This window comes from Rhodococcus sp. FG69 (assembly GCF_057808915.1).
Map to the genome: position 1 here is coordinate 151,644 of NZ_JBMDIX010000001.1, position 24,501 is coordinate 176,144.

Genomic DNA, 24,501 nt, shown 5'->3' on the forward strand with positions numbered 1-24,501 from the left:
TATGAGTGCAGCGGACGACGTACCAGGGCAGGTTCGCGCAATGGTCGGGCAGAGCTATCGGATCGACGACGTCTATGTGGTAGGCAAAGCCAAGGTAGCCGAGTTCGCGAAGGCGGTTCAGAATTTCCACCCGGCACATCACGACACCGACGCCGCGCGGGATCTGGGACACCCGGCTGTGCTTGCCCCTCCCACGTTCATGTCGCTGATCGCGTTCGTAGCGCAGCGCCGCTTGTTCGAAGAGGCGTTCAGTTGCTATTCGATGCCGCAGATCCTGCAGGTCGATCAGCGGTTCTCATTTCACCGGCCGCTCTGCGCAGGCGATCGACTGAGCTGTGAGGTGACGCTGGTCTCGGCACGTCGGGCCGTCGGTGCAGATCTGATGGTGGTGGAGAACGAGATCTTCGACCAGCGTGATCAGCCGATTCTGACGGCGTCGACGACGATCGCCGCATCCACCGAGGTGCGGGCTCCGGACGAGTTCATGACCATCGTCGAACAGATCATGATGGCCGGTACCGCCCCGGCGTCGTAGTTCTGCGTCAACTCAGGGTTGACGCACGGTGTGCGTCAACCTATGGTTGACGAATGACAGAACCCACGCAGGTCACCGTTCCCATCCGACTCGACGATCTCATCGCCGCCATCAAGAAAGTGCACGACAGCGAGCTGGAACAACTGTCCGACGCGGTGGTCGCGGCCGACCATCTCGGTGAACTCGCCGATCACCTGATCGGACACTTCGTCGATCAAGCTCGCCGATCCGGTGCGTCCTGGACCGACATCGGACGCAGCATGGGCGTCTCCAAGCAGGCAGCGCAGAAGCGGTTCGTGCCGAAAGGGTCGGAGCCCGATCTGGACCCCAATCAGGGATTCAGTCGGTTCACCCCCCGGGCGAAGAACGTGGTCGCAGCGTCGTTGAACGAAGCGCAGGCCGCGAAGAACGCCGAGATCGTGCCCGCGCACATCGTGCTCGGGCTGCTCTCGGAGCAGGAGTCGCTCGGGGCGAGATTTCTACTGTCCTCCTCGCGTACCGAAACTTCGATCCGAGAGGCTGTCTCGCCGCTGTTGCCGGAGCGAGTTGCGGAGCCGCCGGTGCTCGTTCCATACGACGCCGGTTCGAAGAAGGTCATGGAATTGACCTTCCGCGAAGCGCTTCGGCTCGGGCACAACTACGTCGGAACCGAACACATCCTCCTGGCGCTCCTCGAATACGAGGATGGCACAGGTGTACTCGCCGAACTCGGCCTGGAGAAGGAGGCCGTGGAGAAGGAGCTGGTGGCGGCCCTCGCGCAGTTCGAGGCGTGAGGAGTTAGAGTCGCGACTGTGTCGTCGATCGAGGTCTTCGCCCAGTCCTCCGACACGATGCAATGGCTACTGGCCGGCGATGCGGCCGTCCAGTACCAGACGAGGCGAGACATTCTGGACGACGAGCGCCCCGATCTCGAGCAACGGGTCACGCTCGACGGGGACGCCGCGGGGATCCTGTCCGCGCAGGGACCCGACGGACACTGGGGACGCGGCTTCTACCAGCCGAAGTGGACATGCAGCCACTACACGCTGCTCGAACTTCGCGACCTTGGAGTCATGCCGACACACCCCGCCTGCGTGAAAACGGTCGCACTGCTCACTCGAGAGAAGGGCGCGGACGGTGGTGTCAATCCGGCCGGAAGCGTGAAGCAATCGGACGTCTGCATCAACGGGATGTTTTTGAGCTACGCCTCGCACTTCCGCGCCGAGGCCGCCGCGCTGGAGAGTGTGGTGGACTTCGTTCTCGGTCAGCAGATGGCCGATGGCGGATTCAATTGTCGATCCAATCGTTCCGGCGCACGCACCGCATCCGTGCACTCGACGACCAGCGTCATCGACGGCCTCGCCGAATATCTGCGCCGGGACTACGCCTATCGCTCAGATGACGTGCTGAGTGCACTGCTCGCGGCGACCGAGTCGCTACTGTCGCGCCGTCTGTACCAACGACGCTCGGACCACGAACCGATCAGTGCTGAGTTCACCAGGCTGCATCATCCCGCACGGTGGCATTTCGACGTCCTTCACGGCCTCGATGTTCTGCGTGCTGCGCGTATCCCGTGGGATCCGCGATTGGAGGACGCTCTGCGCGTGGTCGAGGGCAGGCGCCGACGCGATGGCCGATGGGTTGCCGCATCCCAGTATCCCGGCCGTACCCACATCGAATACCCACCTGCACGCTCGCCGAGTCGGTGGGTGACCCTTCGCGCGCTACGAGTGCTTCACGCTTATCGACCTCAACGGGAGCTGCTCTGACAGAGCCTACGAAGACGGGACGGCGGCCCGCGCGTCGACGGCGAACCTGACGTCCTCCTCGATGAGACTGCCGTTGACTGCGCCGCCTACCTTCGAGCCGGCCGCGGCCGAGCCGATCAAATTCTCGGTGATTCCAACGACGTTGCCTGCCGCGAAGACGCCGGCGACGGATGTGGCGCCGGTCGGATCCGCAGCCAGTGCGCTTCCCATCGAGTGTTCACCCATCATGACGTCGGTGACCTCGAGTCCGAGTTCGAGAAGGAGAGACGCGTTGGCAGCGAAGTAGGGCTTCACGACGACCGCATCGATCTCGACGGTTGTCCCCGACGCAAGCTTCACACCGACGAGCGTGTCATCGGCGACGATCAATTCGCTCACCGTTCCGGTGACGACGCCGATGTCACGAGCTGCCAGCTTCTCGTATTCCTCGTCGGTCGGTTCGAAGTCCTGGGCGAACAACACGACTCGGTCCGTCCACTGCCGCCACATCAAGGCCTGGTGCACGCCGAACGCGCTGCCGATGATTCCCACCCTGTCTTCGCGAACTTCCCAGCCGTGGCAGAACGGGCAGTGCAGCACTTCTCGGCCCCACCGCTCGGCCACGCCAGGGATATCGGGAAGCTCGTCGGTCAATCCGGTCGTGATGAGCAGTCGTCGGGCGTCGATCGAAGTACCGTCGGCGAGGTGGGCGGTGAACTCGCCGATGCTGCCGGTGACGGACTCGACGGATCCATCGCGGAATTCGGCGCCGTACCCGAGTGCTTCCGTGCGTCCTCGCTTCACTAGTTCGAGAGGCGAGATCCCTTCCGCGCCCAGATAGTTGTGGGCATGTGCGGCAGGCAAATTGCGCGGAGTTCCGGCGTCGACGACGAGTATACGACGCCGGGCACGTGCCAGCGTCACTGCCGCGGAGAGGCCGGCGGCCCCGCCGCCGATGATGAGTACGTCGTAGTGCGGATTCGATGTCATAGGAGCCACTATGGATGCTCGATACGGACGCGGCAAGAAAAGTTGCTGAAACAGCAAAGCGCCTTCGCGCCGGTGCTGTGACTGTTCGGCATCGGGTGATCGGGCTCGGCGTCGGACACCACGAGCTACGCAAGTACGGCACCCCGAAAGAACACCACAACGCCCACGGGCTCGATGATCGGGGAATCAGTTCGTCGTTGGACGCATTCTTCGGCGATGCGTCCGATTTGCCGTATTGATCAATCTGCGCGCCGTGGAAACTCCTGGTCAGCGAACCGCAGGCGACTTGAAGGCCGCGCGCAGCCGGTGTTCACTGGTCACCGGGAAGCACGATACGGGCGGGGGAACATGAATTCAGCATCACGCGGCATCCGAAATGAAAGACCGCTTCGACTCGGTGATGTCGTAGCCGCATCGCGACACCTCGGAAAGCGTGCCCTGTGCAGCGGCGTGCCTATCGGCACCGTGGGCGTGGTCGTCGATATCGACTGGCTCGGTGACCTGCGTGTCGAGTTCATTCTCGACGGTGATTGGTTCGAGCGCCGGTCGACCGCTGTCAAAGTCGTGGCTCCCTGCGACGTGCGGCTTGTCAGCGGTGTCGCACAGCGGATGACCGGCACCACCTGATCGATCAGTCCGTGTCGGTGGCGGGACCGTCGTGCGTCGCTCCGCCTTCTCCTGCCCAGTCTCCGGACTCCTCCCCTTCAGCAGGGTCGGACTGAACGTCCGCCTCGGCGCCTTCCTGGTTCTTGCCGGCGTCTTCGGTGTGTGGGTCTGGCTGTGTATCGGTCATGACGTGGCCATACCCGCCCAGGGGTAACCGAAACGCTGCCCGTCAGCGGGCGACGATATCCCGCAGGCGCTCGGTGTCGGAATCGGTCCAACCCTCGGGTTGGAGGATTTCGGCCCACAGCTCGACGGAGTCCTCGCCGTAATTGTGCCCGTAACCCTGCGGCACGTCGGTGGAAAACACCATGTCGAAGGTCGTCTGCCAGAACGTCACGAACGGAAACCAGCGGACCCCTGGATCGACGTCGACACCGCGTTCCTCGCGCAACCAATCCGGTTGATGCAAAACAAGGTTGGGCGACCACCAGGTGATCGGATCCGAGGCGTGCTGCCAATACACCACGCGGGGTTCTGCCCAGGGTGTACCGATCTCGAGATCGTCGGGCCGACCCGCGAAGCGTACGTAGCGCCCGTCGTCGACCACCGGCAGTATCTCGCGGGACCCGGCGTCACGATCGGCGGTGATCTCGGACCACTGCTTCGTGAAGTTGGGATTGCCCACCCACAGAGCGCCGTCTGTTCGTGCGGCCATGTCCCGTGCCCCGCCGAACGCGTCCTGCCCGCCGTAGGCGCCGAGGCTCTCGCCGAATGTCACGAGCTTCGGACGGGAGTCCTCCGGCAATTCCTGCACCGCGTCGTACACCCGCTCGAACAGTGCTCGTCCGGCCTCGCGAGGTGAATCGCGATCGGCCAGAAAGGCTATCGGGCTCGGAAGGAAGGAGTACTGCATCGACGCGATAGCAGTGTCGCCGCCGTACATGTATTCGAGCGGTCCGGCGACAGATTCGTTGACCCAGCCGCGCCCGGTCGTCGTGGCCACAGCCAGTACGGCCCGATCGAAAGCGCCGGTTCGCTCCAGTTCGGCCACCACACGATCTGCAGCTTCGTCGATCGAATCCACGTCGGCTGCGCCGACATACGCGCGTATCGGCGTCAATGCGGGTGTCCCGGTGAAGCTCTCGATCTCCTCGGCCGTCGGACCCGATGAGACGAAGCGGCGCCCCTCCATGCCCAGCGAATCCCAGTCCTCGTACGACTCTTCAGACCCGGAATTCTCGGGTGCACTCGGCTGTTCGACGCCCGGATGGCTGCCTTTGTCGGCCAGCTCGGAGGAGCTTGCGATCGCTGCGATCAGCACGTTGTTCACTGCGCCGTTGAGCAGGAAGAGGGTGAGAACGGCGACGACCGCGACCCCGATGCCCTTGGCGATCGGAACCGGTACGAATCGCGTGCAGAGTGCGGCAAGGCTTCTGGCGCACCAACGCAATCCACGGGCGATGAACAGAAGTAGAACGGCCACCACTAGTGCAACGAGAAGAACCGCGACATAGAGGATGCGGCCGCCGCCCTCGTAGTCGACTTCCACCAGCTTACGAACGATCTGCTGCCACCACGAGCCGAGAATCAGGAACAGCGGGATGACAACGATGGCGGTGCCGGCAAGTGCCCACCAGCCGTATCGCTTGCTCGCGCCCGACCAGTTGGGACGTATTCCACACGCATGTCCGATCCACACGAGGAGGCAACCGAGGCCATAGCCGGTTGCGACGCTGATGCCGGTGGCCACGCCCTGCAGATACCACGCTCGGGGCAGCAGGGACGGCGTCATCGAGAACGCGAAGAAGACTATTGCGAAGAACAACGCCGCGGGTTCGAGGCGTGCGAAGAACCGTCGCAGCGTGTGCATCGTCATATGTTAGAGGTGACGGGCCCCAGGAGCCTGCTGAATGGCGACCGGGTACCCGTCACCTTTCGATGCCGGTCGGACCGATCAGAGGCCGAAGGGCAGAGTTCCCGGCTGCAGTTCGAAGCCACTGCTTCCTGCGGAGATACTGCCGACGCCGCCGAGGATCTGATTGATGAAGTTGGTAAGCATGAGTCATCCCTTTTTCGTATGCACGGTGAACCCGGTCGAGGCTACCGGCAGTCCGGGGGGACCGACAGGGCGTTGCCCCTGTCGGGTACCTGTGAATCGTGCTCGGCGCGGGTAGCGTCGGATGCATGCGCCGCGCGGTGGTAGGTCTCCTGTGTGTGGCGGCACTTGTTTCGTGCTCCACAGGTTCCGCGCAGAATGTGGAGCCGGTGGAGCCCGCACCCGCTCTCGATTACGTCGCCCTCGGTGATTCGGGCGCCTCGGGGCCGCTGATTCCGCAGTCGACGGGAACGGCTGGGTGCCTGCAGTCGGATTCGAACTATCCGCACGTTCTGGCTGGGCTGATCGGGGCGCGATCTTTCGTCGACGTGTCGTGCTCAGGTGCGCGCTCGGAGAACATCGCCACCGACGTGCAGTCGACCAACAGCGGGCCGATTCCGTTGCAGATCGACGCGTTGTCAGAGGAGACGGATCTGGTGACCATCACGATCGGTGGTAACGACGTCGATCTCGTGTCCTCGGCACGCGGATGTGTCAACTTCTCGCCGGAACCGTCCGGAAGTTCCTGTGCCGACGCGCTGACTGCGGGCGGAACCGATGTCATCGGCGACGCGATAGCGGAGGCGGCGCCGAATTGGGGGCAGGTCCTCGACGCCATCGCTGGTCGAGCGCCCAACGCAGACATCGTGGTGGTCGGGTACGGCACGTACGTACGGCCCGGTGGCTGCTACGGAACTCAGCCGGTGTGGGCCCGCGACGCCGACTACCTTCAGGCGAGCGTCGATCGGTTGAACGACGCCCTGGCCGAACAAGCCGAAGACCACGGCGCACGATTCGTCGACGTGCGGCCGGTCAGTATCGGCCACGACGCGTGTGCTGCACCCGACGAGCGGTACCTCGAAGGTGTGATCCCCGCCAACCCGGCCGCGCCGCTGCATCCCACTGCTGCCGGAATGGCCGCATTCGCCCAGGTTGTCGCCGATTCCCTTACTCTGAGCTGACTGCGCCCAACGGGGGACGCACACTCACTCGGTAGGTGGTCTTGTCATGGCATCGCTCGACGAACTTCTCGCACAGATTCCGATCGACCAGATAGCGTCCAAGCTCGGTGTGGACGAAGAGACGGCACGGTCTGCCGTCACTCGCGCGTTGCCGACTCTCGTCGGCGGGCTCGAGGCCAACGCGCAGGACCCTGCGGGTGCCGCATCCCTGGAAAATGCTCTGCAGCAGCACAGTTCGTCGTCACTGCTGGACGGTGGCATCGACATCGATCAGGTCGACGAAGCTGACGGCGCGAAGATCGTGTCGAATGTGTTCGGAGACAAAAAGACCGACGTAGCCAGCGCGCTCGGCGGCATCAGCGGAGGCGCGGACAGCGGGCTCGTCGCGAAGGTCCTTCCCATTCTCGCGCCGATCGTGTTGGCGTACCTGGCGAAGAGATTCACGGGCGGCCAAGCAGGCGAGTCTTCCGGGGGTGGGCTCGGAGATCTACTGGGCAGCGTGCTCGGCGGTGGCGGATCCGGCGGCTCGGGTGGACTCGGTGGCGTCCTGGGTGGAATCCTCGGCGGTGGGTCCGGCGGTTCGGCAGGCGGTCTCGGTGACCTGCTCGGCGGACTACTCGGTGGCGGCAAGAAGTAGGCGGGTAGCCAGGACCGTCGAACTGGACCGATACAACCATCGGTATCGATGCCAGTGTTGTTCGCATGGTGTCCACGACTGCAATTGCCGGTGTGTTCGCGGTCGCGTTGGCGATGGTGCTGACTCCCGGCCCGAACATGGTGTACCTCGTGTCACGCAGCATCTCTCAGGGACGCGCCGCCGGTCTGGTGTCGCTCGGAGGCGTCGCGCTGGGGTTGGTTGTGTACGTCATCGCAACCAACCTCGGCCTCGCCGCCCTGTTCGCTGCCGTCCCGACGCTGTATCTCGTGATCAAGATCGCCGGCGCGTGCTACCTGATGTGGCTGGCGATCTCGGCCATTCGGGGGTCCGCGACGGTATTCGAAGTCGCTGGCTTGCAGCAGGATTCGAATCGACGGCTGTTCACGATGGGGCTGCTGACGAACCTGCTGAACCCCAAGATGGCCGTCATGTACATCTCGATCATTCCGCAGTTCGTCGATCCCGCAGCGGGATCGGTGCTGCTGCAGGGCCTCGTACTCGGTGGGGTGCAGATTGCCGTTGCGGTGAGCATCAATGCTCTGATCGTGCTGGGTTCAGGCTCGATCGCACAGTTCCTCGCGGTGCGTCCGAGCTGGATCAGAGTGCAGCGCTACCTGATGGGAACGGTGCTGGGACTACTTGCCGTTCGGCTCGCGACCGACGGAAGCCGCCCGGCTCCTGCGTGATCGTCGCTTCTCCTGTGCGCGTGGACGAACCGATCCGCCTCCCCTATCCTGAGCCGATGAATGTCGCGATTGTCGTCTTGATCGTGGTTGTCGGCGTCGTCGCCCTCGTTGCGGCGATCCTGCTCGTGACGCGAACAGTGCTGCGTCGCGTCACTCTGTCGTCCGGGCGGATGATTGCGGAGAACTTCGCCGAGAAGGACATCGTTCGATCCGACCCGGTCGCGAACTTCTTCGGCATCGCATCCAAGGGTGGACGGCAGGTCCGCGGCAACGGCGCCCTCGTCCTCACCTCGCACGTGCTGTGGTTTCGTCGGATCGGTTCGACGCAACCACTCGAAATACCCTTGGTGTCAATCGAGTTCGTGGACATCGTTCGATCGCATGCCGGTAAGTCCGTCGGCCAGGATCTACTCCGAGTGGGATTCGGTGGCGACTCCGCGGCTTGGTACGTCAACGATCCGAGTTCGTGGATGGACCGCATCAAGCCCCACTAGCTATCCGCCTGCCTGCACCGAAGCCCGGTACGAACGCCAGCCGCCGAAGTCGGTGATGTCCAACCCTCCCTCTGCAGCCTCGTGTGAACAGCAGAACCCAGTCACCCAGCTGCCGTCGGAAAGTTCGATCTTGGTCAAGCCCATCGGCACGGGAAGGCCGGCGAGGAACGTCCCGAGGCCGGCCGCCGACATCCGGTATAGCTCCCCTGCGATGGGTGCGCCGAGACCGGGCCCATGACGGACGAGTCCGGGTTTCGGCGGCGTCGTCCCCAAGTCGACGAAGCGGTAGGCGTCGGAGGTCATCACCTCGCCTAGAGCGCGCGCACCACGATCGGTGAGCTGATGGTGCACCGGGAATCCAGACAAGTGTGCACCCACGACCAGCACGTCCAAGCCTTCGTCGACGAGAACGGGGGCATCGGAGGAGCTCAGCTTGGCTGCCACATCGATCGCGACCTGGTCGTGGAACGCGGGAACCACCACCGTCACACCGAACGGGTGGCCGCCGAGGGTCGGAGCGCCGGGTACCGCAACCGCTGCCATGTCCAGAAGATTGCAGAAGTTGGTGAACGTGCCCAGCCGTCGATTGATACCCAGTGGATCCGATTGCACCGCAGCGATACTCGGGTGCTCGGTGGTCGTGGGGAGAAGCAATCCGTCGAATCCGTCGAGCAGAGCAGACGCACGGCGTTTGCCCTTCGCGATCGTGGACAGGTCGTCGACATAGCGGTGCGCCGCCGGGGCTGCGGCGCCTCGAACGATCTGCGCGACCGTCGGATCCGCCGAAGCAGGATCACTGGCAAGGAATTCGCCGACCGCCGAGTATCGCTGCGCAACGATGGCGCCGTCGTACAGCAGGGTCGCTACGTCCAGGAGCGACGAAATATCCACGGGCGCACTGTAGATACCTTTCGACGCCAACCCGGCCACGGTCCGATCGAATGCGTCTCGGTACTCCGTGCTCATTGCCGCCAGGTCCTCGGGCCGAGGTATCGCCACTCGCGGGGTCGATCCGGCCGCGAGTGGAACATCGGTAGGCCACGTACGACTCCGCGGATCGGCGTCGTCGTATCCGGCCATGATTCGGGTGGCAAGAGTGGCCGTGTCCAGATCGCCGGCCACTACCGTCACGCAGTCGTAGTCCGCACAGGCCGGTACGACACCCGTCGACGGCACCACGCCAAGTGTGGTCTTGACTCCGACGAGCCCGTGGAACGCCGCCGGGACCCGACCCGAACCGGCAGTATCGGTCCCTATCCCGATGTCCGCGATGCCCAGTGCCACGGCAACCGCTGATCCGGAACTCGAACCACCCGAGACGAGTTCGGGATCCCAGGCGCACCGGACGGCGCCGTACGGACTACGGGTGCCGACGAGACCCGTCGCGAATTGATCGAGGTTGGTCTTACCGAGTATCAGTGCACCGTGTTCGACCAATCTCTGGACAGCCGTGGCCGACACCTCGGGAACGTAGGCGTACTCCGGGCAGGCCGCGGTGGTGGGAAGTCCCGCAACATCGACGTTGTCCTTGACCGCGACGAGCATGCCCGCCAGTGGCAGTGTGGTGTCCAGCGCGTGGGCATCGGCGAGTACCTCGTCCTCGCTCCGAAGCGTGATCCAGACCTCGGGCCGGTCTACTTCGGCTATTCGCTTGTAAGCCGTACGAACTCGCTCGGCTACCTCATGCTGCATCGGGTCTCTCCTTCTTGGTGAATTCTCCTGCGGCAGACCAAGCTGTACGTTCGGCATCGAAGGCAACCGACTGCATGGCACGGAACTTCTCGATGGAATCGCTGTTCGCGGCGAGAAATTCGTCGTGCTCGGCGAGAGAGAATGCGCCGTCGGTGATCTCCACGCCGCCTCCGCGTCCGGCCGCGGTGTCCGCGCGCAGGTCCATCAGTTCCTCGGGTGATACGGGGTACCAGGAGATGCGATCGAAGAATCTCAGCAACCATGGACTTTCCTGCTCGAAAGAACCACTCTGGTCGGGATACTGGTGATTCCACACCTGCGTGGTGCGGCCCACGAATTGGTATCCGCCGGGGCCCTCCATACCGTAGATGCACAGGTATGCGCCGCCGATCCCGACTGCGTTCTCCGGCGTCCAGGTGCGGGCCGGGTTGTACTTGGTGGTCACGAGCCGATGGCGCGGGTCGAGTGGCGTCGCCACGGGCGCGCCGAGATAGACGTCGCCGAGACCGAGAACCATGTAGTCCGCTGCGAACACGGTATCGAAAACATCTGCGACGCTGTCGAGCCCGTTCATCCGACGAATGAACTCGATGTTCCACGGGCACCACGGCGCATCCGAGCGCACACCGTGCATGTACCGGGCGATTGCTTCGCGGGTGGCGGGATCGTCCCAGGACAGCGGCATGCGGACGGTACGGGAGGGCACCACCAATTCCGATGCTGCGGGAAGGTCGTCTTCGATTTCGTGCAGCAATCCCATCAGCGTGGTGATGGGCAGGACATCCGGGTCGACCTTGACCTGCAGCGACCTGATGCCGGGTGTCAGATCGAGCAGGCCACGTGGGTTCATCGCTTCCACCCGCTGGTGCAGCGCATGTGCGCGGGCGCGCAGTGCCAGGTCGAGCTTCATGTCTCCGTACTCGACCAGAACGTTGTCGTCTCCGGACCGGCGATAGGTCACCGCGGTGTCACCGTCGCGGCGCGCGATGACCCCGTCGTCTCCGTCTCCGCCGGAAGAGAACACGACCGGCAACGACGCGCGGCGATCCAGCCCCAGCGCGCCGAGCGCAGCGGCGTGAGCGGCTTTCACCGGAACGAATCGGATGGTGTCTCCCGGCTTCAGCTGTCCGAGCTTCCAGCGTTCGGCGGCAACGACCGTCACCGGGCAGACGAACCCGCCGAGGCTCGGGCCGTCGGGTCCGAGGAGAATCGGTGTGTCTCCGGTGAAGTCGAGGGCGCCGACGGAATAGGCGTTGTCGTGGATGTTCGACGGGTGCAGGCCCGCTTCGCCGCCGTCCTCTCGCGCCCATTCCGGTTTGGGCCCGATGAGACGTACTCCGGTGCGGTCGGAGTTGAAGTGCACCTCGTAGTCGGTCGAGTAGAGGGTGTCCATGTCGGCGCGAGTGAAGAACTCAGGCGCCCCGTGTGGCCCCTCGGTGACGGCGATGTTCCAGTTCTCCTGCAGGACCGGACGGTGCTCCATGGGGATCGACCGAATGCGTTCGGAGTCGTGGCGGCTCTCGATTCTGAGAATGTCCCCGTCGCCGAGGGTGCCGCCTCGGTGCCCGCCGAATTTGCCGAGGGTGAAGGTCGATGCGCTGCCGAGATAGTCCTCGACCTCGATGCTGCCTTGAATGGTCACGTACACACGTAGTCCGGCGCCATGCGTCGGCCCGACGTCCAACACAGTGCCCGCAGGCACCATGACCGGCCGCCACTGCGGCACATCCCGGCCGTCGACGCGGACCCGAGCGTCGGCTCCGGTGACGCACACGTACGTGTCGGCGTCGAAGGTCAGTGCCGGCCCCGACATCGCCGACTCCAGGCCCGGCGCGCCCTCGGGGTTGCCGAGCGCGACGTTTCCGAGGCGAAACGACAGGTCGTCCATCGGCCCCGACGGCGGCACACCCACCTTCCAGTATCCGATGCGGCCAGGCCAGTCCTGGATAGTGGTGAGCATGCCGGGCCGGACTACGGTCATCTTGGTGACGCTCATGATCGGGTCACGACCATCCGTACCGGCGTGGGGTCGAACCCATTGCAGGGGTTGTTGATCTGAGGGCAGTTCGACACCAGGACGAGGGTGTCGATCTCGGCCCTCAGCGACAAGGACTTACCCGGTGCCGACAACCCGTCCACGATGCCGAGAGTTCCGTCGGCGTCCACCGGGACGTTCATGAAGAAGTTGATGTTGGACACCATGTCCCGTTTGCCGAGTCCCCACTTGGCGCCTTCGATCAGGAAGTTCTCCACGCATGCGTGCTGGTGTTCGGTGTGGTGGCCGTAGCGCAGCGTATTCGATTCCTGCGAGCAGGCGCCGCCGACGGTGTCGTGGTTGCCGACCTCGTCGGCGACGATCGTCATCAACGGCGTCGAGTCATCGCTCAGTAGAACGCTTCCGGTGGTGAGGAACAGGTTGCGCTGCGCGGCGATCGTCGCGCTGGCGGAATAGCGGACTGCGTGATCGTGTGCCGAGTACATCAGCGTGTCGACAGCCTGGTTTCCGTGGAGGTCGATGATCGTCAGAACGTCTCCGGCCGCGACGACGGTGGACCAGGGTGCGCGTGCGTCGGCCGTCTGATCGAGAATGATCGTGTCGAGTGTCGTTGTCATCGAGTGCCTTTCAGGCCGGAATTCCATGCAGACTCGGTGTTCCATACTGCGCGTTGGTATTCGGGATCGGTGTTGGGCAGGTCCGCCAACTCCTCGGTGGCATCCCACGCCAGCACGTCGAGAGTGGTGGTGTCGAAAGTCGGGGACGGATCGAGCGGGTGAGCGGTGTTGGCGAGCAGCACGATCACCGGTAGGTGGATCAGTAGGTCGATCTCTGTCCCTGCACCCGCGGTGCCGGTGCTCACCAATGTGCCGTCGGCCTCGACGCGTACCCCGTGGAAGAACGAGATCGACGGTGGAAGATCCCGTGGTTCGAGTCCGTTCTTCGCTGCGGCGACGGTGAACAGTCCCCGTCCTGCCGGTGATGTCGAATGCAGTGCGCCGCTTCCGTATCTGGCGATGTTCGATTTCTCGGAGGTGGTGCCGCACAGGGCGTCGTGGTGCCCGGAGCTGTCGGCGACGACGGTGGCGAGCACCCGACCCTGATCGGACAGCAGCGGATGTCCGACGCCGAGGTATGCCTGCCACGGCACCTTGACGGTGTCGGCGGCGTTCAGGCGCTCCCAGGGGGCCTCGGCGCGGTAGAGCAGGATGTTCGCGCAGGCGCTGCCGTCGACGTCGCGTAACCGCAGCCTGGTTCCTCGGGACAGGACCATGGTGGTGTAGCGGCCGCCGGGAACGGTGTCGGCGAAAAGGAGACGATCGACGCCGGCGGGAGGGGTGGGTCCGTCGACGGTGATGGCCTGGGACCGGGCGTGTTCCTTGGCTGCGTGTGTGGTTGCGGTGCTCATGCGTTGGTGCTTTCTTGTCGTGACGAAGGGGCATGCGGATGAGCGGATGCCGGCCGAGGGTGGGTCTTTCCGCGGGGGAAGCACGCGATTCCTACGACGGTCACGGCGAGGATCGTCAACGGTGCAGCCCACAGCAGGATCGGGTATTCGCCGGTGGGATCGAAGATCTCGGCACGGGGCCAGGACAGGTTGATCACCATCAGACCGCCGTAGAGGACGGCCGCGACGTTGACGGGGATGCCGAGCCAACCGAGGGTGAAGAGCTTCTTGCCTTCGGCGTCCACCTGGACTCCCCCGTGCGGCCAACCCTTCAATCGTTGGAACAGAAGGGGAACCGTCACCATCATGTAGGCGAGGTAGATCAGCACGATGCACACGCTGGTGAGAGTCGTGAACAGTGCTGCGTTCCCGACGTTGACGACTAACACGGCGATACAGGCGAGCCCGATGAGAACTGAAGGGGCGATGGGTGTTCCGGTCTTCGAGTTGATCTTGGACAGCACCCGCGATGCGGGAAGTCGTCCGTCGCGAGCCATCGAGAACATCAGTCTCGAAGCTGCGGTCTGAATGGCCAACGTGCAGATGAAGACTGCGATCGCGACATCGATCAGAAGCACCGTCCCCCACGGTGAGGTGAGGATCGAATCGATCACGTACGGGAGGCCGAGCGTCGCAAGGTTTCCGTCGGTCAGTGACGGGGCCGCCATGAGTGCGCCGACGATCATCAGACCGCCGCCGAGCGCGGATGCAGACAGTGCCAGGCGGATGGTGCGAGGTGCTACGCGACGTGGATTGTGGGTTTCCTCGGCAAGTTCACCGGCAGAACCGAATCCGACCATCACGTAGGCAGCCATGAGGCCCGAGACGATCCATGCCCAGATGTATCCGGGTTCCGCTCCTGCGGCACCGGTGTCGAGTACCACCTGCGGTCCGCGCTGAGCGTGCGTGAAGAAGACTGCGACCAACGCGATGACACCGACGATCTCGCATGTCACGCCGATGCTGTTGATGCGCGACATCCAGTTGACGCCGATCGAGTTGATGGTCGTCGTGGCGACGAGCAAGACGGACCCGAGAATTACTGCGTTGGTAGCTCCGCTCGGCGAAGTGAGTGCCGGATCGTCGCCGACGATCTGAAATCCGCTCCAGATGCTGGGAAGGACCACCTGAAGGGCGATTGCTGCGGCCGAGGCGGTCACGATCTGCGCGATGATCATGAACCAGCCGGCGAACCAACCGACGATCTCACCGCCCATGCGTCGTGACCATTGGTAGATGGCTCCCGAAATCGGATATCGCGCAGCAAGTTCAGCGAAATTGAGGGCCACCATGAACTGGCCGAGGAACACCAATGGCCAGGTGAAGAAGAAAGCCGGGCCGCCGAAGCTGAATCCGAGAGCGAAGAGCTGGAAGATGGTGGTGAGGATCGATACGAACGAGAAGCCTGCGGCGAACGATGCGAACTTGCCGAGCGAACGGTGTAGCTGCTGTTCGTATCCCAGCTCCGCGAGATCCGACTGGTCAGTGGAGACCGGTGCCGGTGAACCCTCGGGCGCGGGCAGAGTAGTCGAGCTCATGTGCGTCTCCTGGAAGGAAGAAGAGTGACCGCCCGTCTGCGCTGCCGGTGCGGGGTTTCTGTCAGTCGATAGTTTTCCGCGTCGACAGTTCCCGTGGGTGACGCCCATGTATCGAACAGTGGCGTCTGTGAAACAACTGTGTTTCCTCTATTTCTATCAAGTGACAGAAACTTCACCGGCGGCTGTTCGATGCCAGGATGGACACCATGACGACCGCAGGCCGACCGAGGCTCAGTACGAAGAAGCGGCCGGGAGAGACGGCTCGCGAGGAAATCCTCGACGCTGCGGCGGAGCTATTCACCACCCGCGGGTTCACCAATACCTCGACGCGGATGATCGCCGAGGCGGTCGGAATGCGTCAGGCATCGCTGTATCACCACTTCGCCAACAAGGACGAACTGCTCGACGCGCTGCTGAGCGGGACCGTCGATCAGCCGTTGGCCGTCGCGCAGGCTATCCGCGCCTCGGATGCACCGCCTGAGGTGAAGATGTACGCGCTCGCTCTGTTCGACGCCGGTCAGCTGGGACGATCCACGTGGAACCTTGGGGCGCTCTATCTACTGCCGGAGCTGCGCAACGAGCGGTTCGAGACCTTCCGGGAACACCGCCACGCACTGATGGACCTGTATGCCTCGATCGCCGCAGAAGTGCTCGACGTCGGGACGGCTACCGCTATCCCGGGTACGGAGGATCTGCCGTTTCGATTGGTGGAGACAGTCGTCAACGGGCGGGCCGACGCCGAAAGTGGTCGTACCTCGCCCACTGCGGACTATGCCCGCGTGGTCGCCGAGGCGGCCGTGCGGGTCCTCGGGTGGTCCGGGTCGGTGGACGCGTTGCACTCCGCGGCGGTGGAGTTCTCGAAGCGCATACTTGCGTGGTGACCGCGATACTCGCCTTGGACCTGTCGATCGATGGCTAAGAAGACCCAGAAGCAGCCCATCGGCCCCATTGCGGGTGTCTACGAGATCGACACCGGCACCTGTGCGCTCGTTCGCGACACGTTGACCGCCGACGGGTGGATCATCGAGGTCAACGGTGTCCCGAGCTCGCACATCGACGTCGACGATCCGACCCAACTCGACTTCGAGTACATGCGCTGGATGGCGGGACTCGTACGGCATCACGAGTTTCCGGGTCCACGGTTGCGGGCGTTGCACCTCGGCGGTGGCGCCTGCACTCTCGCCCGCTATTTCGCTTCCGTGTACCCCGACGCCAGACAGGTGGTCGTCGAATTGGACGGCGCGCTGGCGCAACTCGTTCGTGAGTGGTTCGACCTGCCCCGAGCGCCGTTGCTTCGGATCCGGGTGGGAGAAGCGCGTGCCGTCACCGAGACGCTGACGGAGGACAGCCGTGATCTCGTCGTTCGCGATGTCTTCGCCGGAGCGCTCACTCCCGGGCCGTTGCTGACACTCGAATTCGCCGAGCACGTCCGACGGGTTCTCGCACCGGGCGGCATTTACGTCGTCAATTGTGGTGACACCCGCGATCTGACGCTGGCGAAGCGTGAGGCAGCCGCGATCGGCAGCGTCTTTCCGCACCTGACGATCATCGCGGATCCGGCGATGCTCAAGGGGCGACGCTACGGCAACGTCGTCATCGCGGGCAGTGATGTGCCCCTGGGCGAGGATCCTGCACTTGCTCGTGAACTGCTCGGCGGCGGTGTGCCGGCGCAGGTGTGGTCGGACGAGCGGGTACGCACTTTTTCGCGAGATGCGAAACCCCTACGAGATACTTGATCCCCACAGCCGTGTCGCGCATAGGGTGGAAGGGTCAACGCCCGCTCGCGAATGTTGCAGAAGGATACGAACAATGGCGCTCATCGCTATGCTCGATTTGAAGTTCAAGCCCGACATGCTCGACGAGGCCACGGTGGTACTCGCCAAAGTCCTCGCCGACACCCGGGCGTTCGGTGGCTGCCAGGGAGTCGACGTGCTCGTCGATGCCGACGACGAGACGCGTTGGATCGCTTACGAGCGTTGGGAATCCGCCGAAGCGGACGCGAAGTACCGTGAGTTCCGCGCGGGAGAAGGAAAGGTCACCGAGCTCGGCCCACTCCTCGCCGGTGCCCCGGTCCTGAGCAAGTTCACCGTGTCCGACGTGTGACAGTGCCTGATGTGTGACAGTGCCTGATGTGTGACAGGGACTGACTTCTGCAGGGTTTCTACGCGGGCCTGCCCGTGTAGAAACCCTGCACCATGTCGAATCCCAGTTCGGCCGCGACGCGCAGTTCGGCCTCGGTCTCGACGCCCTCCATGATGAGCGTCGAGCCGATTTCGCGCGCGAATGCCGCAAGGGCAGCTGCTGCAGCCCGGCGCGCCGGATCCTTGTCGATTCCGTGCACGAGCGTGTAGTCGATCTTCAGCGTGTCCGGTCTGAGTTCGACGACTTGACGCAGACCGGCGAACCCGGCGCCGACGTCGTCGACGGAGATCTTGACACCGGCGCCGCGCATCGATTCGACGGAGCGTGCGACGGATCGATAGTCGTCGACACGTTCGTGTTCGGTGATCTCGAGGTAGAGGATTCGTGTCGCGAGGTGCGGTGAGAGCCGCGTCATCAGATCCGTCGAACGGATGGTTTCGGCGGATGCGTTGATCGACACGAATGCCGAGGCCGGCAACGTGTGCATGGCAGCGAGGGCAACGTCGATCGCAGCGAGTTCGAGTTGGGGCCCGACACCGGCTCGGGTGGCGTCACGAAACCAGATCATCGGCGATCCGTGACCGAACGGGAATCGCGAAAGTGCCTCGTAGCCGACCACTTCGGAGGTGAATGTGTCACAGATCGGTTGGAACGCCACGCTAGGACCGCCGCCGTCGAGCAGCGCTTGGATTCGGTCCCGAACGACGAGCGGATCTGTCCCGTACCTCGGGTTTACATCGTGCTGCGGAGTCTTGTTGCGGTACAGGTCGATATCGGCGACCGCGATGAGCCGGCGCAGGAGCGCACCGGTGCTGTCTCCCCGGATCATCGTGTCCCCGGCCGAACCGGCGCTGGTAGAGACGGGTGGGCCGGTGAACGATTCCTCGAGAGCGCGGCGAATTCTGAGCTCCGCATCGCTCACCTCGGATTGTGTTCCGAGGTGAACACAGACGAACTCGTCACCGCCGAGGCGGGAGACCACTGAGTTTTCGGAACCTGCGTGCATCAGGCGTTCGGCCACTTCGACGAGCACCGCGTCGCCCGTCGGGTGCCCGTACCGGTCGTTGATCATTTTGAATGCATCGATATCGATGACAACGACTCCGATGGCGCGTGCTTCCGGTCGGAGTCCGGCGCCGAGCCGATTGAGCTGTTCGACCATGTCGAACAGCCCTCGACGATTCCACAGTCCTGTCAGCGGATCGCGGAGGGCACCCCGTGCCCGTTCGCGGAGGTAGCGGAGATACGGGCGCAGCGCGAACGGCGTGACGAACAACGAACCGATAGTGACCGCGCGGGAAGCGACCGACCACGGGTCGACACCCGATTGCATGGCTATCGCAGCCAGAGTCAGTAGCGTGATCACGGACAGGAGCAGATGGGCGGTCAGCACTTTCGGCGATGTGGACACGATCGCGAAGACAGCCACTATCGAGAGCATGGCGCAGCCAGGCATAGCTTCGAAGCTGGAGTCGAACAATGCCAGCACGAAGACGATTCCGATATCCGCCCACAGCACGTACAGAGTCGCGAGCAGTCGATTCGGCCACGGCCTGAAGAACCACAGCAACCCAACCGGAATCGTCGACGCCGCCGCGAGCCCGACCAGAACGGATTCGATCGTGCCCAACTGTCCGGACGGAATCATCAGGAGTCCTGAGACGCCGAAGGCCAGTGTCAGCAGGCCGATGATCACGCGGCCCCGCAGTTCGCTCTCGGGAGCGAGCGCGCCCGCCCTTCCGATGTCGAAGGTGTTGACGCCGTACGGATTGGATTCGATGGGAGCGGGGCGGCGACCATCGATCGGCGTGGTACTGGTCGACGCTAGGTCCTCCCCCACACCGGAACCTCTCTACGTGCAACGCGCGTGTCTACCCGTTGACATCACTGCAGCACGTGTGGATCACTCGTTCCGTGGGCACCGGCCCGGTCCCACGGAACCTTGCGGTGACCCTACCAGCGGAAAGATCGACCGAACTGTGCTTTCGGTGCAGTGGGACCGAACCCGACGCCTAGTCCGTGCCCGACTCGATGGCTGCGTGATCCAACGCGTCGGAGTTGATCTGCGCGCCTTCTGCACTGCTTGCCGCGATCGCTGCCGCGCCTCCAGGAGGAAGATCGCCGATGAGATCGCCCCACGCGGTGAGCTGTTGTTGGGCCGCGTACTGCTCGAGCTTGCTGCGGGAATCGGCGATGTCGAGGTTGCGCATGGTCAGCTGTCCGATGCGGTCTCCGGGGAAGAACGCTTGATCCTGGCTGCGTTCCATCGACAACTTCTCGGGGTGGTAGCTCAAGTACGGGCCCGTGGTGTCGACGATGGTGAAGTCCTGACCGCGCCGCAGCCGTACCGTCACGCTGCCGGTCACGACGTTGCCTACCCAGCGTTGCAGGCTTTCGCGCAGCATCAGTGCCTGCGGGTCGAACCAGCGGCCCTCGTACAGCAGACGCCCGAGTCGACGACCCTCGTTGTGGTACATCGCGACGGTGTCCTCGTTGTGAATGGCGTTGAGGAGTCGCTCGTAGGTGATGTGTAGTAACGCCATCGCAGGAGCTTCGTAGATGCCGCGGCTCTTGGCCTCGATAATGCGATTCTCGATCTGATCCGACATCCCGAGCCCGTGACGTCCGCCGATCGCGTTGGCCTCCATGACCAGGTCGACGGCACTGTCGAACGTCGTGCCATTGATGGCGACCGGCCGTCCGCGCTCGAACTCGACGGTGACGTCCTCGGTCTCGATCTCGACTGCGGGATCCCAGAACCGGACTCCCATGATCGGATTGACGATCTCGAGTGACGTGTCGAGGTATTCGAGGCTTTTTGCCTCGTGGGTTGCACCCCAGATGTTGGCATCGGTGGAGTACGCCTTTTCGGCGGAGTCGCGGTATGGCAGGTCGTGCTCGGCCAGCCACACGGACATCTCGTGACGCCCGCCGAGCTCGGTGACGAATGCCTTGTCCAACCACGGCTTGTAGATCCGCAGTTCGGGGTTGGCGAGGAGGCCGTAGCGGTAGAACCGCTCGATGTCGTTGCCCTTGTAGGTGGAGCCGTCGCCCCAGATGGAGACGCCGTCTTCCTGCATCGCGCGGACCAGCAGCGTGCCGGTGACCGCGCGGCCGAGCGGAGTGGTGTTGAAGTAGGTCTGGCCCGAAGACCGGATATGGAAGGCGCCGCACGTCAGTGCGGCCAGGCCTTCCTCCACCAGGGGACCGCGGCAGTCGACGAGGCGTGCCTGCTCAGCGCCGTAGGCGCGTCCACGCTCGGGCACGTCGGAGAGGTCCGGTTCGTCGTACTGTCCGATGTCTGCGGTGTAGGCGTACGGGACAGCGCCGCGTTCGCGCATCCACGCCACCGCGACGGAGGTGTCGAGACCGCCGGAGAATGCGATGCCGATGCGTTCACCGACGGGAAGTTCATGCAGTACCTTCGTCACGCGAGCATGGTATCCGCTCGGTTACTCCAGGAAGAAAACGGTGTCCGCGAGCCTTGCGCCGTTCACCTGTATCTCCAGGGCGTGCTCACCCGGGTAGTAGCGTCGAGTTGTGATGGGCCGGAACGAATGTGTACGCGTAAGGGTCTCCCGTGCGCCCGGCTCGAGTGTCCTCGTCGTCAGCTTGAACACCTTCGGGCTTCGGCTGCCGTTGGCGCGGACGTGGTGGATCACGTAGTCGACCGCGACGGCCAGCGGCGATGCGGTGGTGTTGGCGAGTTCGAACGTGAACGTCGTGCTCCCGCCCATCGTCACCCGCTGCGGAGTCAGCGTCGGCGTCGAGGCGACGACGCCGACAGGTGCGGCGAAACCGAGCAACGACAGGGCGCCCTGGTCACCGTTCTTGATCAACGTCCGCAAGGCATGCCTGACGAGCTTCGGCGTGTTCGAGTCCGGCGCCGCCGACCATTTCCGGGCCTGTTCGACGACGTGCCCCGGGTCGGTTCGGCTCAGATCGTTGAGGTGATTGGCGACGGATCGGCGTACGTACTCGGACTCGTCACGGTAGAGGGCATCGAGGATGTCGGTGGTGGCATCGGGGCGAGCGGTGAGAGCCGAGACCCGTCTGGCCCACGGCAGGAACGGGCGGGTGCCCTCGGACGCGAGCCTGCGGACGTGCTCGTCCTCGTGCGTCGTCCATGTGAGTGCAGTGCGGAGGGTGCGATCCAAGTCTGCGTCCAGGAAGGTACGGATTGCGAACTCGCCGGTCAAGCGCGGGGTCAACTCGGCGAGAAGCGAGAGCCCCGAATCGAATTCGGCGGTCCCGTGGGATGTGGCCCGCACTGCAAGGGCTTCGCTGACGGGCCAGATCATCCAGCCGGTGAAACTCTTCTTACGCAGTGCCGTCCGAATCTTCTTCTCGAACGGCGCGTACGTCGGCGGAAGCTCGCGCAGGAGTGCATCGCGGACCAGTCGGGTTCGATCGCTCAGGCTCAGACCCGTGAACTCTGCAGTGGTAGCAGCAGTCTCGGGCAGGTGGCCGCCGAAGCACGCAACCAGGTCGTCGACGACGGAGGGGCCGAGGAGTTCATCCGCAGTGGGCACCGTCAGACCATGTCCTTCTCGGTGAGCCAGCGCAGAATGGGCCATCCACAGAACACCGGCAGCCAGCAGGTGAGTACGCGGTAGAGCAGGACCGACGGCACCGCGATGCTCGCGGGCAGACCGAACGCGGCGAGTCCGCCGATCAAAGCGGCTTCGACGGCTCCGACGCCGCCCGGGGTCGGAGCTGCGGCTGCGAGCGTTCCGCCGATCATCGTGACGACGGTGACCGTGACGAACGTGGTGCCGCCGCCGAATGCTTCTATGCTTGCCCACAGCGCGAGTGCAGCGCCGAGAGTGGTTGCCGCGCAGCCGAGAACGATGATCGCGGATCGTCTGGGGTCTTTTGCGAGATCACCGAGCTCAGCGAAGACTTCTTTGAGTTGAGGTCGCACGGCGTTGCGCAACCAGTGCCGAAGCGTCGGCACGAACATGAATGCTCCGACGATGCCGAGGGCGACACCCGCGATCAGATACAGCACCGTCGGGTCGGGTACGAAATGGCCGAGATCTGCCGATGTGCCCGCCACGATGGAGAAGAAGATCAACAGGCCCAGATGGGTGATCACCTGGACCGACTGTTGCAGCGCTACCGCGGCTGTCGCACGTACGGCACCGAGGCCGCCCTTCTGCAGGAAGCGGACACTGAGCGCAAGGCCGCCGACCCCGGCGGGCGTCGTCGTCGCGGCAAACGTGTTGGCCACCTGCATGATCGTCAGATTGCGGAAACTCACCAGACCTGATGCGCATGCCCACAACGCAGCAGCAGCGCCGATGTAGGTCAAAGCCGATACCGCGAGACCGAGGAGCGCCCACCACCAGTTGGCGGTCTGCAGTTCCGTCACGAATGTCGGCACCGCACTGATGAACGGGTAGGCCACGTAGACGAGAGCGATCAGCAGCACCAGCTGAATGATCTGGTTGCGGGTGAATCGGGTGACCTGTTCGATCTCGATCTTCTCGGTGCCGGTCTGTGTCACGACCTCCTCGCGTACCGCCCTCATGACGACCTTGCCGTCGGGCACCGACGCCAGCACACGCGTCGGAATCGCCGTCGGGGTCAGTCGTCCGGCAGCGGTGATCACGGTGTCCTCGCCGAGGGTGTCGATCGCGATGCGGACCGCGCGTTCCTTGCCGAACAGCGCCGAAGTGGAGAGCAACAGCTGTGCTACGTCCGATTGCATCTGGGCGTCCGAAGCACCGAGTTCGGCGTTGGAGAAACCGCCGAACAGGGCCTTACCGCCGTCGTTCCGCAATTCGGCGCTGCGGAGATCACCGTGGGAGATCTGGTAGCCGTGCAGCGTCTGAAGCCCAGTCCAGATGCTGGTGGCCAGCGTGTCCGGTGACGATTCGTCGACCGGTATTCCACGTGGCGCGGTGTGGGCGAACAGGGCCCATCCTCGGTCCAGCGCGGACACCGCGAGTGGTTTGCTGCTCGCGACGCCGAGGTCACCTATCGCGATACCCATCAACGCCCGATGCTCGACGGCTCGGCGCATCGACGCATGCAGCGGGGCACTTTCGCTGTTGCGGAACGAGAGCCACCGCCACACCTGGCGTAGAGCGCCGCCGCTGCGTTGGTTCTGTCCGTACATCTCGACGATGACCTCGGGCTCGGGCCCCTCGGCCTTCGCGGACAGCACCAGCGGACCTGGGCCCGCGGGTTTCAGTACGTGGAACGAGGTGACGGTGTGGCCGCGCTTGGCCAGCAGCCGCACGGCAGCGTCGAGCGGGACCTCCAGTGCCGGGGTGCCGACGACGAGCACGATCAGCGCGCCGACACACCAGCCCACCGACAGTCCGAGCAGCGATCGAGCAGGGACGACGGTACTGACGAACAGGTGGATCGGAACGAACGCCAGCAGGAGGAACCACCACACGCGGCGCCAGCGGGCAGGTAGCCAGGGCCCGGAGACCGTGAGCACGGCGGCGAGCATCGCGATCCAACGGGAATCGTCGAGGAACTGAGATAGGAATGTGTCGAGTCGGTCCGGCACATCGAGGTGCCATGCGGGCGTCGAGATGCCGGTTCCGGTGATCGACAGGGCGAGACCTGCAATGAGGCCGGCGGCAGCGTAGCCCGCCAGCAGCTTCCATTGACGCCCCGCGATCAGCCCGATGAGGATTCCGAACGGCAGAGCAAGTATGGCTATGCCGTACAGGAGGTAGACGAGATTGGACTGGTCCGGGCTGAGTACCCCGACGATGTTCGAGACCGAGGTCTCGAGCGCATCCCACTGGTTGCGCGTGACGAGCGAACCAGCGATGACGGCTGTGAGGAGGAGCGCGGACGACACGACACGCAGAATGTCGCTCGTGCGTCGAACGAGCGGCTGCAGCAGACGGCCCGTGACCGGAATGTCTCGCCCGTCGACTCGCATGATGTGTCGTTCTTTCGGTTGTT

The 24,501-nt window shown here is 64.1% G+C and carries 24 protein-coding genes; 12 read left to right on the plus strand and 12 right to left on the minus strand.

Going from position 1 to position 24,501, the window contains the following annotated elements; genetic code table 11:
• The first annotated feature begins 1 nt into the window (after window position 1).
• From ACODSO_RS00715 to ACODSO_RS00725, 3 genes are read left to right on the plus strand one after another with little or no spacing between them, the layout of a single operon-like run.
• Complete coding sequence (locus ACODSO_RS00715; protein ID WP_068371045.1) at window positions 2–535, plus strand: FAS1-like dehydratase domain-containing protein; 534 nt, start codon at window positions 2–4, stop codon at window positions 533–535.
• A gap of 53 nt (window positions 536–588) precedes the next feature.
• Complete coding sequence (locus ACODSO_RS00720; RefSeq protein ID WP_489034274.1) at window positions 589–1,308, plus strand: Clp protease N-terminal domain-containing protein; 720 nt, start codon at window positions 589–591, stop codon at window positions 1,306–1,308.
• A gap of 18 nt (window positions 1,309–1,326) precedes the next feature.
• Entirely contained in the window at window positions 1,327–2,283 is a 957-nt protein-coding gene (locus ACODSO_RS00725; protein ID WP_489034276.1) for a hypothetical protein, read from the plus strand.
• A gap of 6 nt (window positions 2,284–2,289) precedes the next feature.
• On the opposite strand, the gene ACODSO_RS00730 is transcribed toward ACODSO_RS00725, so the two are convergent.
• Window positions 2,290–3,252 (minus strand): NAD(P)/FAD-dependent oxidoreductase, encoded by a 963-nt coding sequence (locus ACODSO_RS00730; protein WP_489034278.1) that lies wholly within the window; start codon window positions 3,250–3,252, stop codon window positions 2,290–2,292.
• 14 nt (window positions 3,253–3,266) lie between these two features.
• Between ACODSO_RS00730 and ACODSO_RS00735 the strand changes: the two genes are divergently transcribed.
• Together ACODSO_RS00735 and ACODSO_RS00740 are read left to right on the plus strand one after the other, a co-directional pair.
• A complete protein-coding gene (locus ACODSO_RS00735) occupies window positions 3,267–3,491 on the plus strand; it encodes a hypothetical protein (protein WP_489034280.1) in 225 nt (74 codons plus the stop codon).
• A 109-nt stretch (window positions 3,492–3,600) separates the two neighbouring features.
• Entirely contained in the window at window positions 3,601–3,879 is a 279-nt protein-coding gene (locus ACODSO_RS00740) for a hypothetical protein (protein ID WP_489034282.1), read from the plus strand.
• A 4-nt stretch (window positions 3,880–3,883) separates the two neighbouring features.
• On the opposite strand, the gene ACODSO_RS00745 is transcribed toward ACODSO_RS00740, so the two are convergent.
• Complete coding sequence (locus ACODSO_RS00745; protein ID WP_489034284.1) at window positions 3,884–4,045, minus strand: hypothetical protein; 162 nt, start codon at window positions 4,043–4,045, stop codon at window positions 3,884–3,886.
• A gap of 42 nt (window positions 4,046–4,087) precedes the next feature.
• A complete protein-coding gene (locus ACODSO_RS00750; protein ID WP_489034285.1) occupies window positions 4,088–5,728 on the minus strand; it encodes an alpha/beta hydrolase in 1,641 nt (546 codons plus the stop codon).
• 395 nt (window positions 5,729–6,123) lie between these two features.
• On the opposite strand from ACODSO_RS00750, the gene ACODSO_RS00755 reads away from it, so the two are divergent.
• The 4 genes from ACODSO_RS00755 (at window position 6,124) to ACODSO_RS00770 (ending at window position 8,753) form a co-directional block, all read left to right on the plus strand.
• The gene (locus ACODSO_RS00755; protein ID WP_489034286.1) at window positions 6,124–6,915 is read left to right on the plus strand and encodes an SGNH/GDSL hydrolase family protein; all 792 of its coding nucleotides are present in this window, start codon (window positions 6,124–6,126) and stop codon (window positions 6,913–6,915) included.
• Between the two features lie 46 nt (window positions 6,916–6,961).
• Complete coding sequence (locus ACODSO_RS00760; RefSeq protein WP_489034287.1) at window positions 6,962–7,552, plus strand: DUF937 domain-containing protein; 591 nt, start codon at window positions 6,962–6,964, stop codon at window positions 7,550–7,552.
• Between the two features lie 65 nt (window positions 7,553–7,617).
• Window positions 7,618–8,259, plus strand: coding sequence for a LysE family translocator (locus ACODSO_RS00765; RefSeq protein ID WP_489034289.1), 642 nt, complete (start codon window positions 7,618–7,620; stop codon window positions 8,257–8,259).
• A gap of 56 nt (window positions 8,260–8,315) precedes the next feature.
• The gene (locus ACODSO_RS00770; RefSeq protein WP_489034291.1) at window positions 8,316–8,753 is read left to right on the plus strand and encodes a hypothetical protein; all 438 of its coding nucleotides are present in this window, start codon (window positions 8,316–8,318) and stop codon (window positions 8,751–8,753) included.
• On the opposite strand, the gene atzF is transcribed toward ACODSO_RS00770, so the two are convergent.
• From atzF to ACODSO_RS00795, 5 genes are read right to left on the minus strand one after another with little or no spacing between them, the layout of a single operon-like run.
• The gene (atzF, locus tag ACODSO_RS00775; protein WP_489034292.1) at window positions 8,754–10,445 is read right to left on the minus strand and encodes an allophanate hydrolase; all 1,692 of its coding nucleotides are present in this window, start codon (window positions 10,443–10,445) and stop codon (window positions 8,754–8,756) included.
• On the minus strand, window positions 10,435–12,441 hold the full coding sequence (locus tag ACODSO_RS00780; RefSeq protein ID WP_489034294.1) for a 5-oxoprolinase/urea amidolyase family protein: 2,007 nt from the start codon (window positions 12,439–12,441) through the stop codon (window positions 10,435–10,437). Before ACODSO_RS00780 ends, atzF begins: the two co-directional genes overlap by 11 nt.
• Window positions 12,438–13,058 (minus strand): urea amidolyase associated protein UAAP2, encoded by a 621-nt coding sequence (locus tag ACODSO_RS00785; RefSeq protein ID WP_489034295.1) that lies wholly within the window; start codon window positions 13,056–13,058, stop codon window positions 12,438–12,440. The genes ACODSO_RS00780 and ACODSO_RS00785 overlap by 4 nt, the downstream gene beginning before the upstream one ends.
• Complete coding sequence (locus ACODSO_RS00790) at window positions 13,055–13,849, minus strand: urea amidolyase associated protein UAAP1 (protein WP_489034296.1); 795 nt, start codon at window positions 13,847–13,849, stop codon at window positions 13,055–13,057. Before ACODSO_RS00790 ends, ACODSO_RS00785 begins: the two co-directional genes overlap by 4 nt.
• On the minus strand, window positions 13,846–15,426 hold the full coding sequence (locus tag ACODSO_RS00795) for an amino acid permease (RefSeq protein ID WP_489034298.1): 1,581 nt from the start codon (window positions 15,424–15,426) through the stop codon (window positions 13,846–13,848). Before ACODSO_RS00795 ends, ACODSO_RS00790 begins: the two co-directional genes overlap by 4 nt.
• A gap of 206 nt (window positions 15,427–15,632) precedes the next feature.
• On the opposite strand from ACODSO_RS00795, the gene ACODSO_RS00800 reads away from it, so the two are divergent.
• The 3 genes from ACODSO_RS00800 to ACODSO_RS00810 all read left to right on the plus strand — a co-directional run bounded on the left by ACODSO_RS00800 (window position 15,633) and on the right by ACODSO_RS00810 (window position 17,529).
• A complete protein-coding gene (locus ACODSO_RS00800) occupies window positions 15,633–16,307 on the plus strand; it encodes a TetR/AcrR family transcriptional regulator (protein WP_489034300.1) in 675 nt (224 codons plus the stop codon).
• Window positions 16,308–16,337: 30 nt separating this feature from the next.
• Entirely contained in the window at window positions 16,338–17,162 is an 825-nt protein-coding gene (locus ACODSO_RS00805; RefSeq protein WP_489034302.1) for a spermidine synthase, read from the plus strand.
• 73 nt (window positions 17,163–17,235) lie between these two features.
• Window positions 17,236–17,529 (plus strand): putative quinol monooxygenase, encoded by a 294-nt coding sequence (locus ACODSO_RS00810; protein WP_489034304.1) that lies wholly within the window; start codon window positions 17,236–17,238, stop codon window positions 17,527–17,529.
• 58 nt (window positions 17,530–17,587) lie between these two features.
• On the opposite strand, the gene ACODSO_RS00815 is transcribed toward ACODSO_RS00810, so the two are convergent.
• From ACODSO_RS00815 to ACODSO_RS00830, 4 genes are all read right to left on the minus strand, one after another.
• A complete protein-coding gene (locus ACODSO_RS00815; protein ID WP_489034306.1) occupies window positions 17,588–19,408 on the minus strand; it encodes an EAL domain-containing protein in 1,821 nt (606 codons plus the stop codon).
• Between the two features lie 172 nt (window positions 19,409–19,580).
• Window positions 19,581–20,999 carry an argininosuccinate synthase gene (gene argG, locus ACODSO_RS00820; RefSeq protein ID WP_489034307.1) on the minus strand — a complete coding sequence of 473 codons (1,419 nt, stop codon included), beginning with the start codon at window positions 20,997–20,999 and terminating at the stop codon, window positions 19,581–19,583.
• 21 nt (window positions 21,000–21,020) lie between these two features.
• Complete coding sequence (locus tag ACODSO_RS00825; protein WP_489034309.1) at window positions 21,021–22,100, minus strand: DNA alkylation repair protein; 1,080 nt, start codon at window positions 22,098–22,100, stop codon at window positions 21,021–21,023.
• A 2-nt stretch (window positions 22,101–22,102) separates the two neighbouring features.
• On the minus strand, window positions 22,103–24,478 hold the full coding sequence (locus ACODSO_RS00830; RefSeq protein ID WP_489034311.1) for a lysylphosphatidylglycerol synthase transmembrane domain-containing protein: 2,376 nt from the start codon (window positions 24,476–24,478) through the stop codon (window positions 22,103–22,105).
• Window positions 24,479–24,501 lie beyond the last annotated feature (23 nt).

Coding starts and splice junctions, on each gene's coding strand:
- ACODSO_RS00715 (WP_068371045.1), top strand. CDS start 2: ATGAGTGCAGCGGACGACGTACCAGGGCAGGTTCGCGCAATGGTCGGG.
- ACODSO_RS00720 (WP_489034274.1), top strand. CDS start 589: ATGACAGAACCCACGCAGGTCACCGTTCCCATCCGACTCGACGATCTC.
- ACODSO_RS00730 (WP_489034278.1), bottom strand. CDS start 3,252: ATGACATCGAATCCGCACTACGACGTACTCATCATCGGCGGCGGGGCC.
- ACODSO_RS00735 (WP_489034280.1), top strand. CDS start 3,267: ATGCTCGATACGGACGCGGCAAGAAAAGTTGCTGAAACAGCAAAGCGC.
- ACODSO_RS00740 (WP_489034282.1), top strand. CDS start 3,601: ATGAATTCAGCATCACGCGGCATCCGAAATGAAAGACCGCTTCGACTC.
- ACODSO_RS00745 (WP_489034284.1), bottom strand. CDS start 4,045: ATGACCGATACACAGCCAGACCCACACACCGAAGACGCCGGCAAGAAC.
- ACODSO_RS00750 (WP_489034285.1), bottom strand. CDS start 5,728: ATGCACACGCTGCGACGGTTCTTCGCACGCCTCGAACCCGCGGCGTTG.
- ACODSO_RS00760 (WP_489034287.1), top strand. CDS start 6,962: ATGGCATCGCTCGACGAACTTCTCGCACAGATTCCGATCGACCAGATA.
- ACODSO_RS00765 (WP_489034289.1), top strand. CDS start 7,618: ATGGTGTCCACGACTGCAATTGCCGGTGTGTTCGCGGTCGCGTTGGCG.
- ACODSO_RS00770 (WP_489034291.1), top strand. CDS start 8,316: ATGAATGTCGCGATTGTCGTCTTGATCGTGGTTGTCGGCGTCGTCGCC.
- atzF (WP_489034292.1), bottom strand. CDS start 10,445: ATGCAGCATGAGGTAGCCGAGCGAGTTCGTACGGCTTACAAGCGAATA.
- ACODSO_RS00780 (WP_489034294.1), bottom strand. CDS start 12,441: ATGAGCGTCACCAAGATGACCGTAGTCCGGCCCGGCATGCTCACCACT.
- ACODSO_RS00785 (WP_489034295.1), bottom strand. CDS start 13,058: ATGACAACGACACTCGACACGATCATTCTCGATCAGACGGCCGACGCA.
- ACODSO_RS00790 (WP_489034296.1), bottom strand. CDS start 13,849: ATGAGCACCGCAACCACACACGCAGCCAAGGAACACGCCCGGTCCCAG.
- ACODSO_RS00795 (WP_489034298.1), bottom strand. CDS start 15,426: ATGAGCTCGACTACTCTGCCCGCGCCCGAGGGTTCACCGGCACCGGTC.
- ACODSO_RS00800 (WP_489034300.1), top strand. CDS start 15,633: ATGACGACCGCAGGCCGACCGAGGCTCAGTACGAAGAAGCGGCCGGGA.
- ACODSO_RS00805 (WP_489034302.1), top strand. CDS start 16,338: ATGGCTAAGAAGACCCAGAAGCAGCCCATCGGCCCCATTGCGGGTGTC.
- ACODSO_RS00810 (WP_489034304.1), top strand. CDS start 17,236: ATGGCGCTCATCGCTATGCTCGATTTGAAGTTCAAGCCCGACATGCTC.
- ACODSO_RS00830 (WP_489034311.1), bottom strand. CDS start 24,478: ATGCGAGTCGACGGGCGAGACATTCCGGTCACGGGCCGTCTGCTGCAG.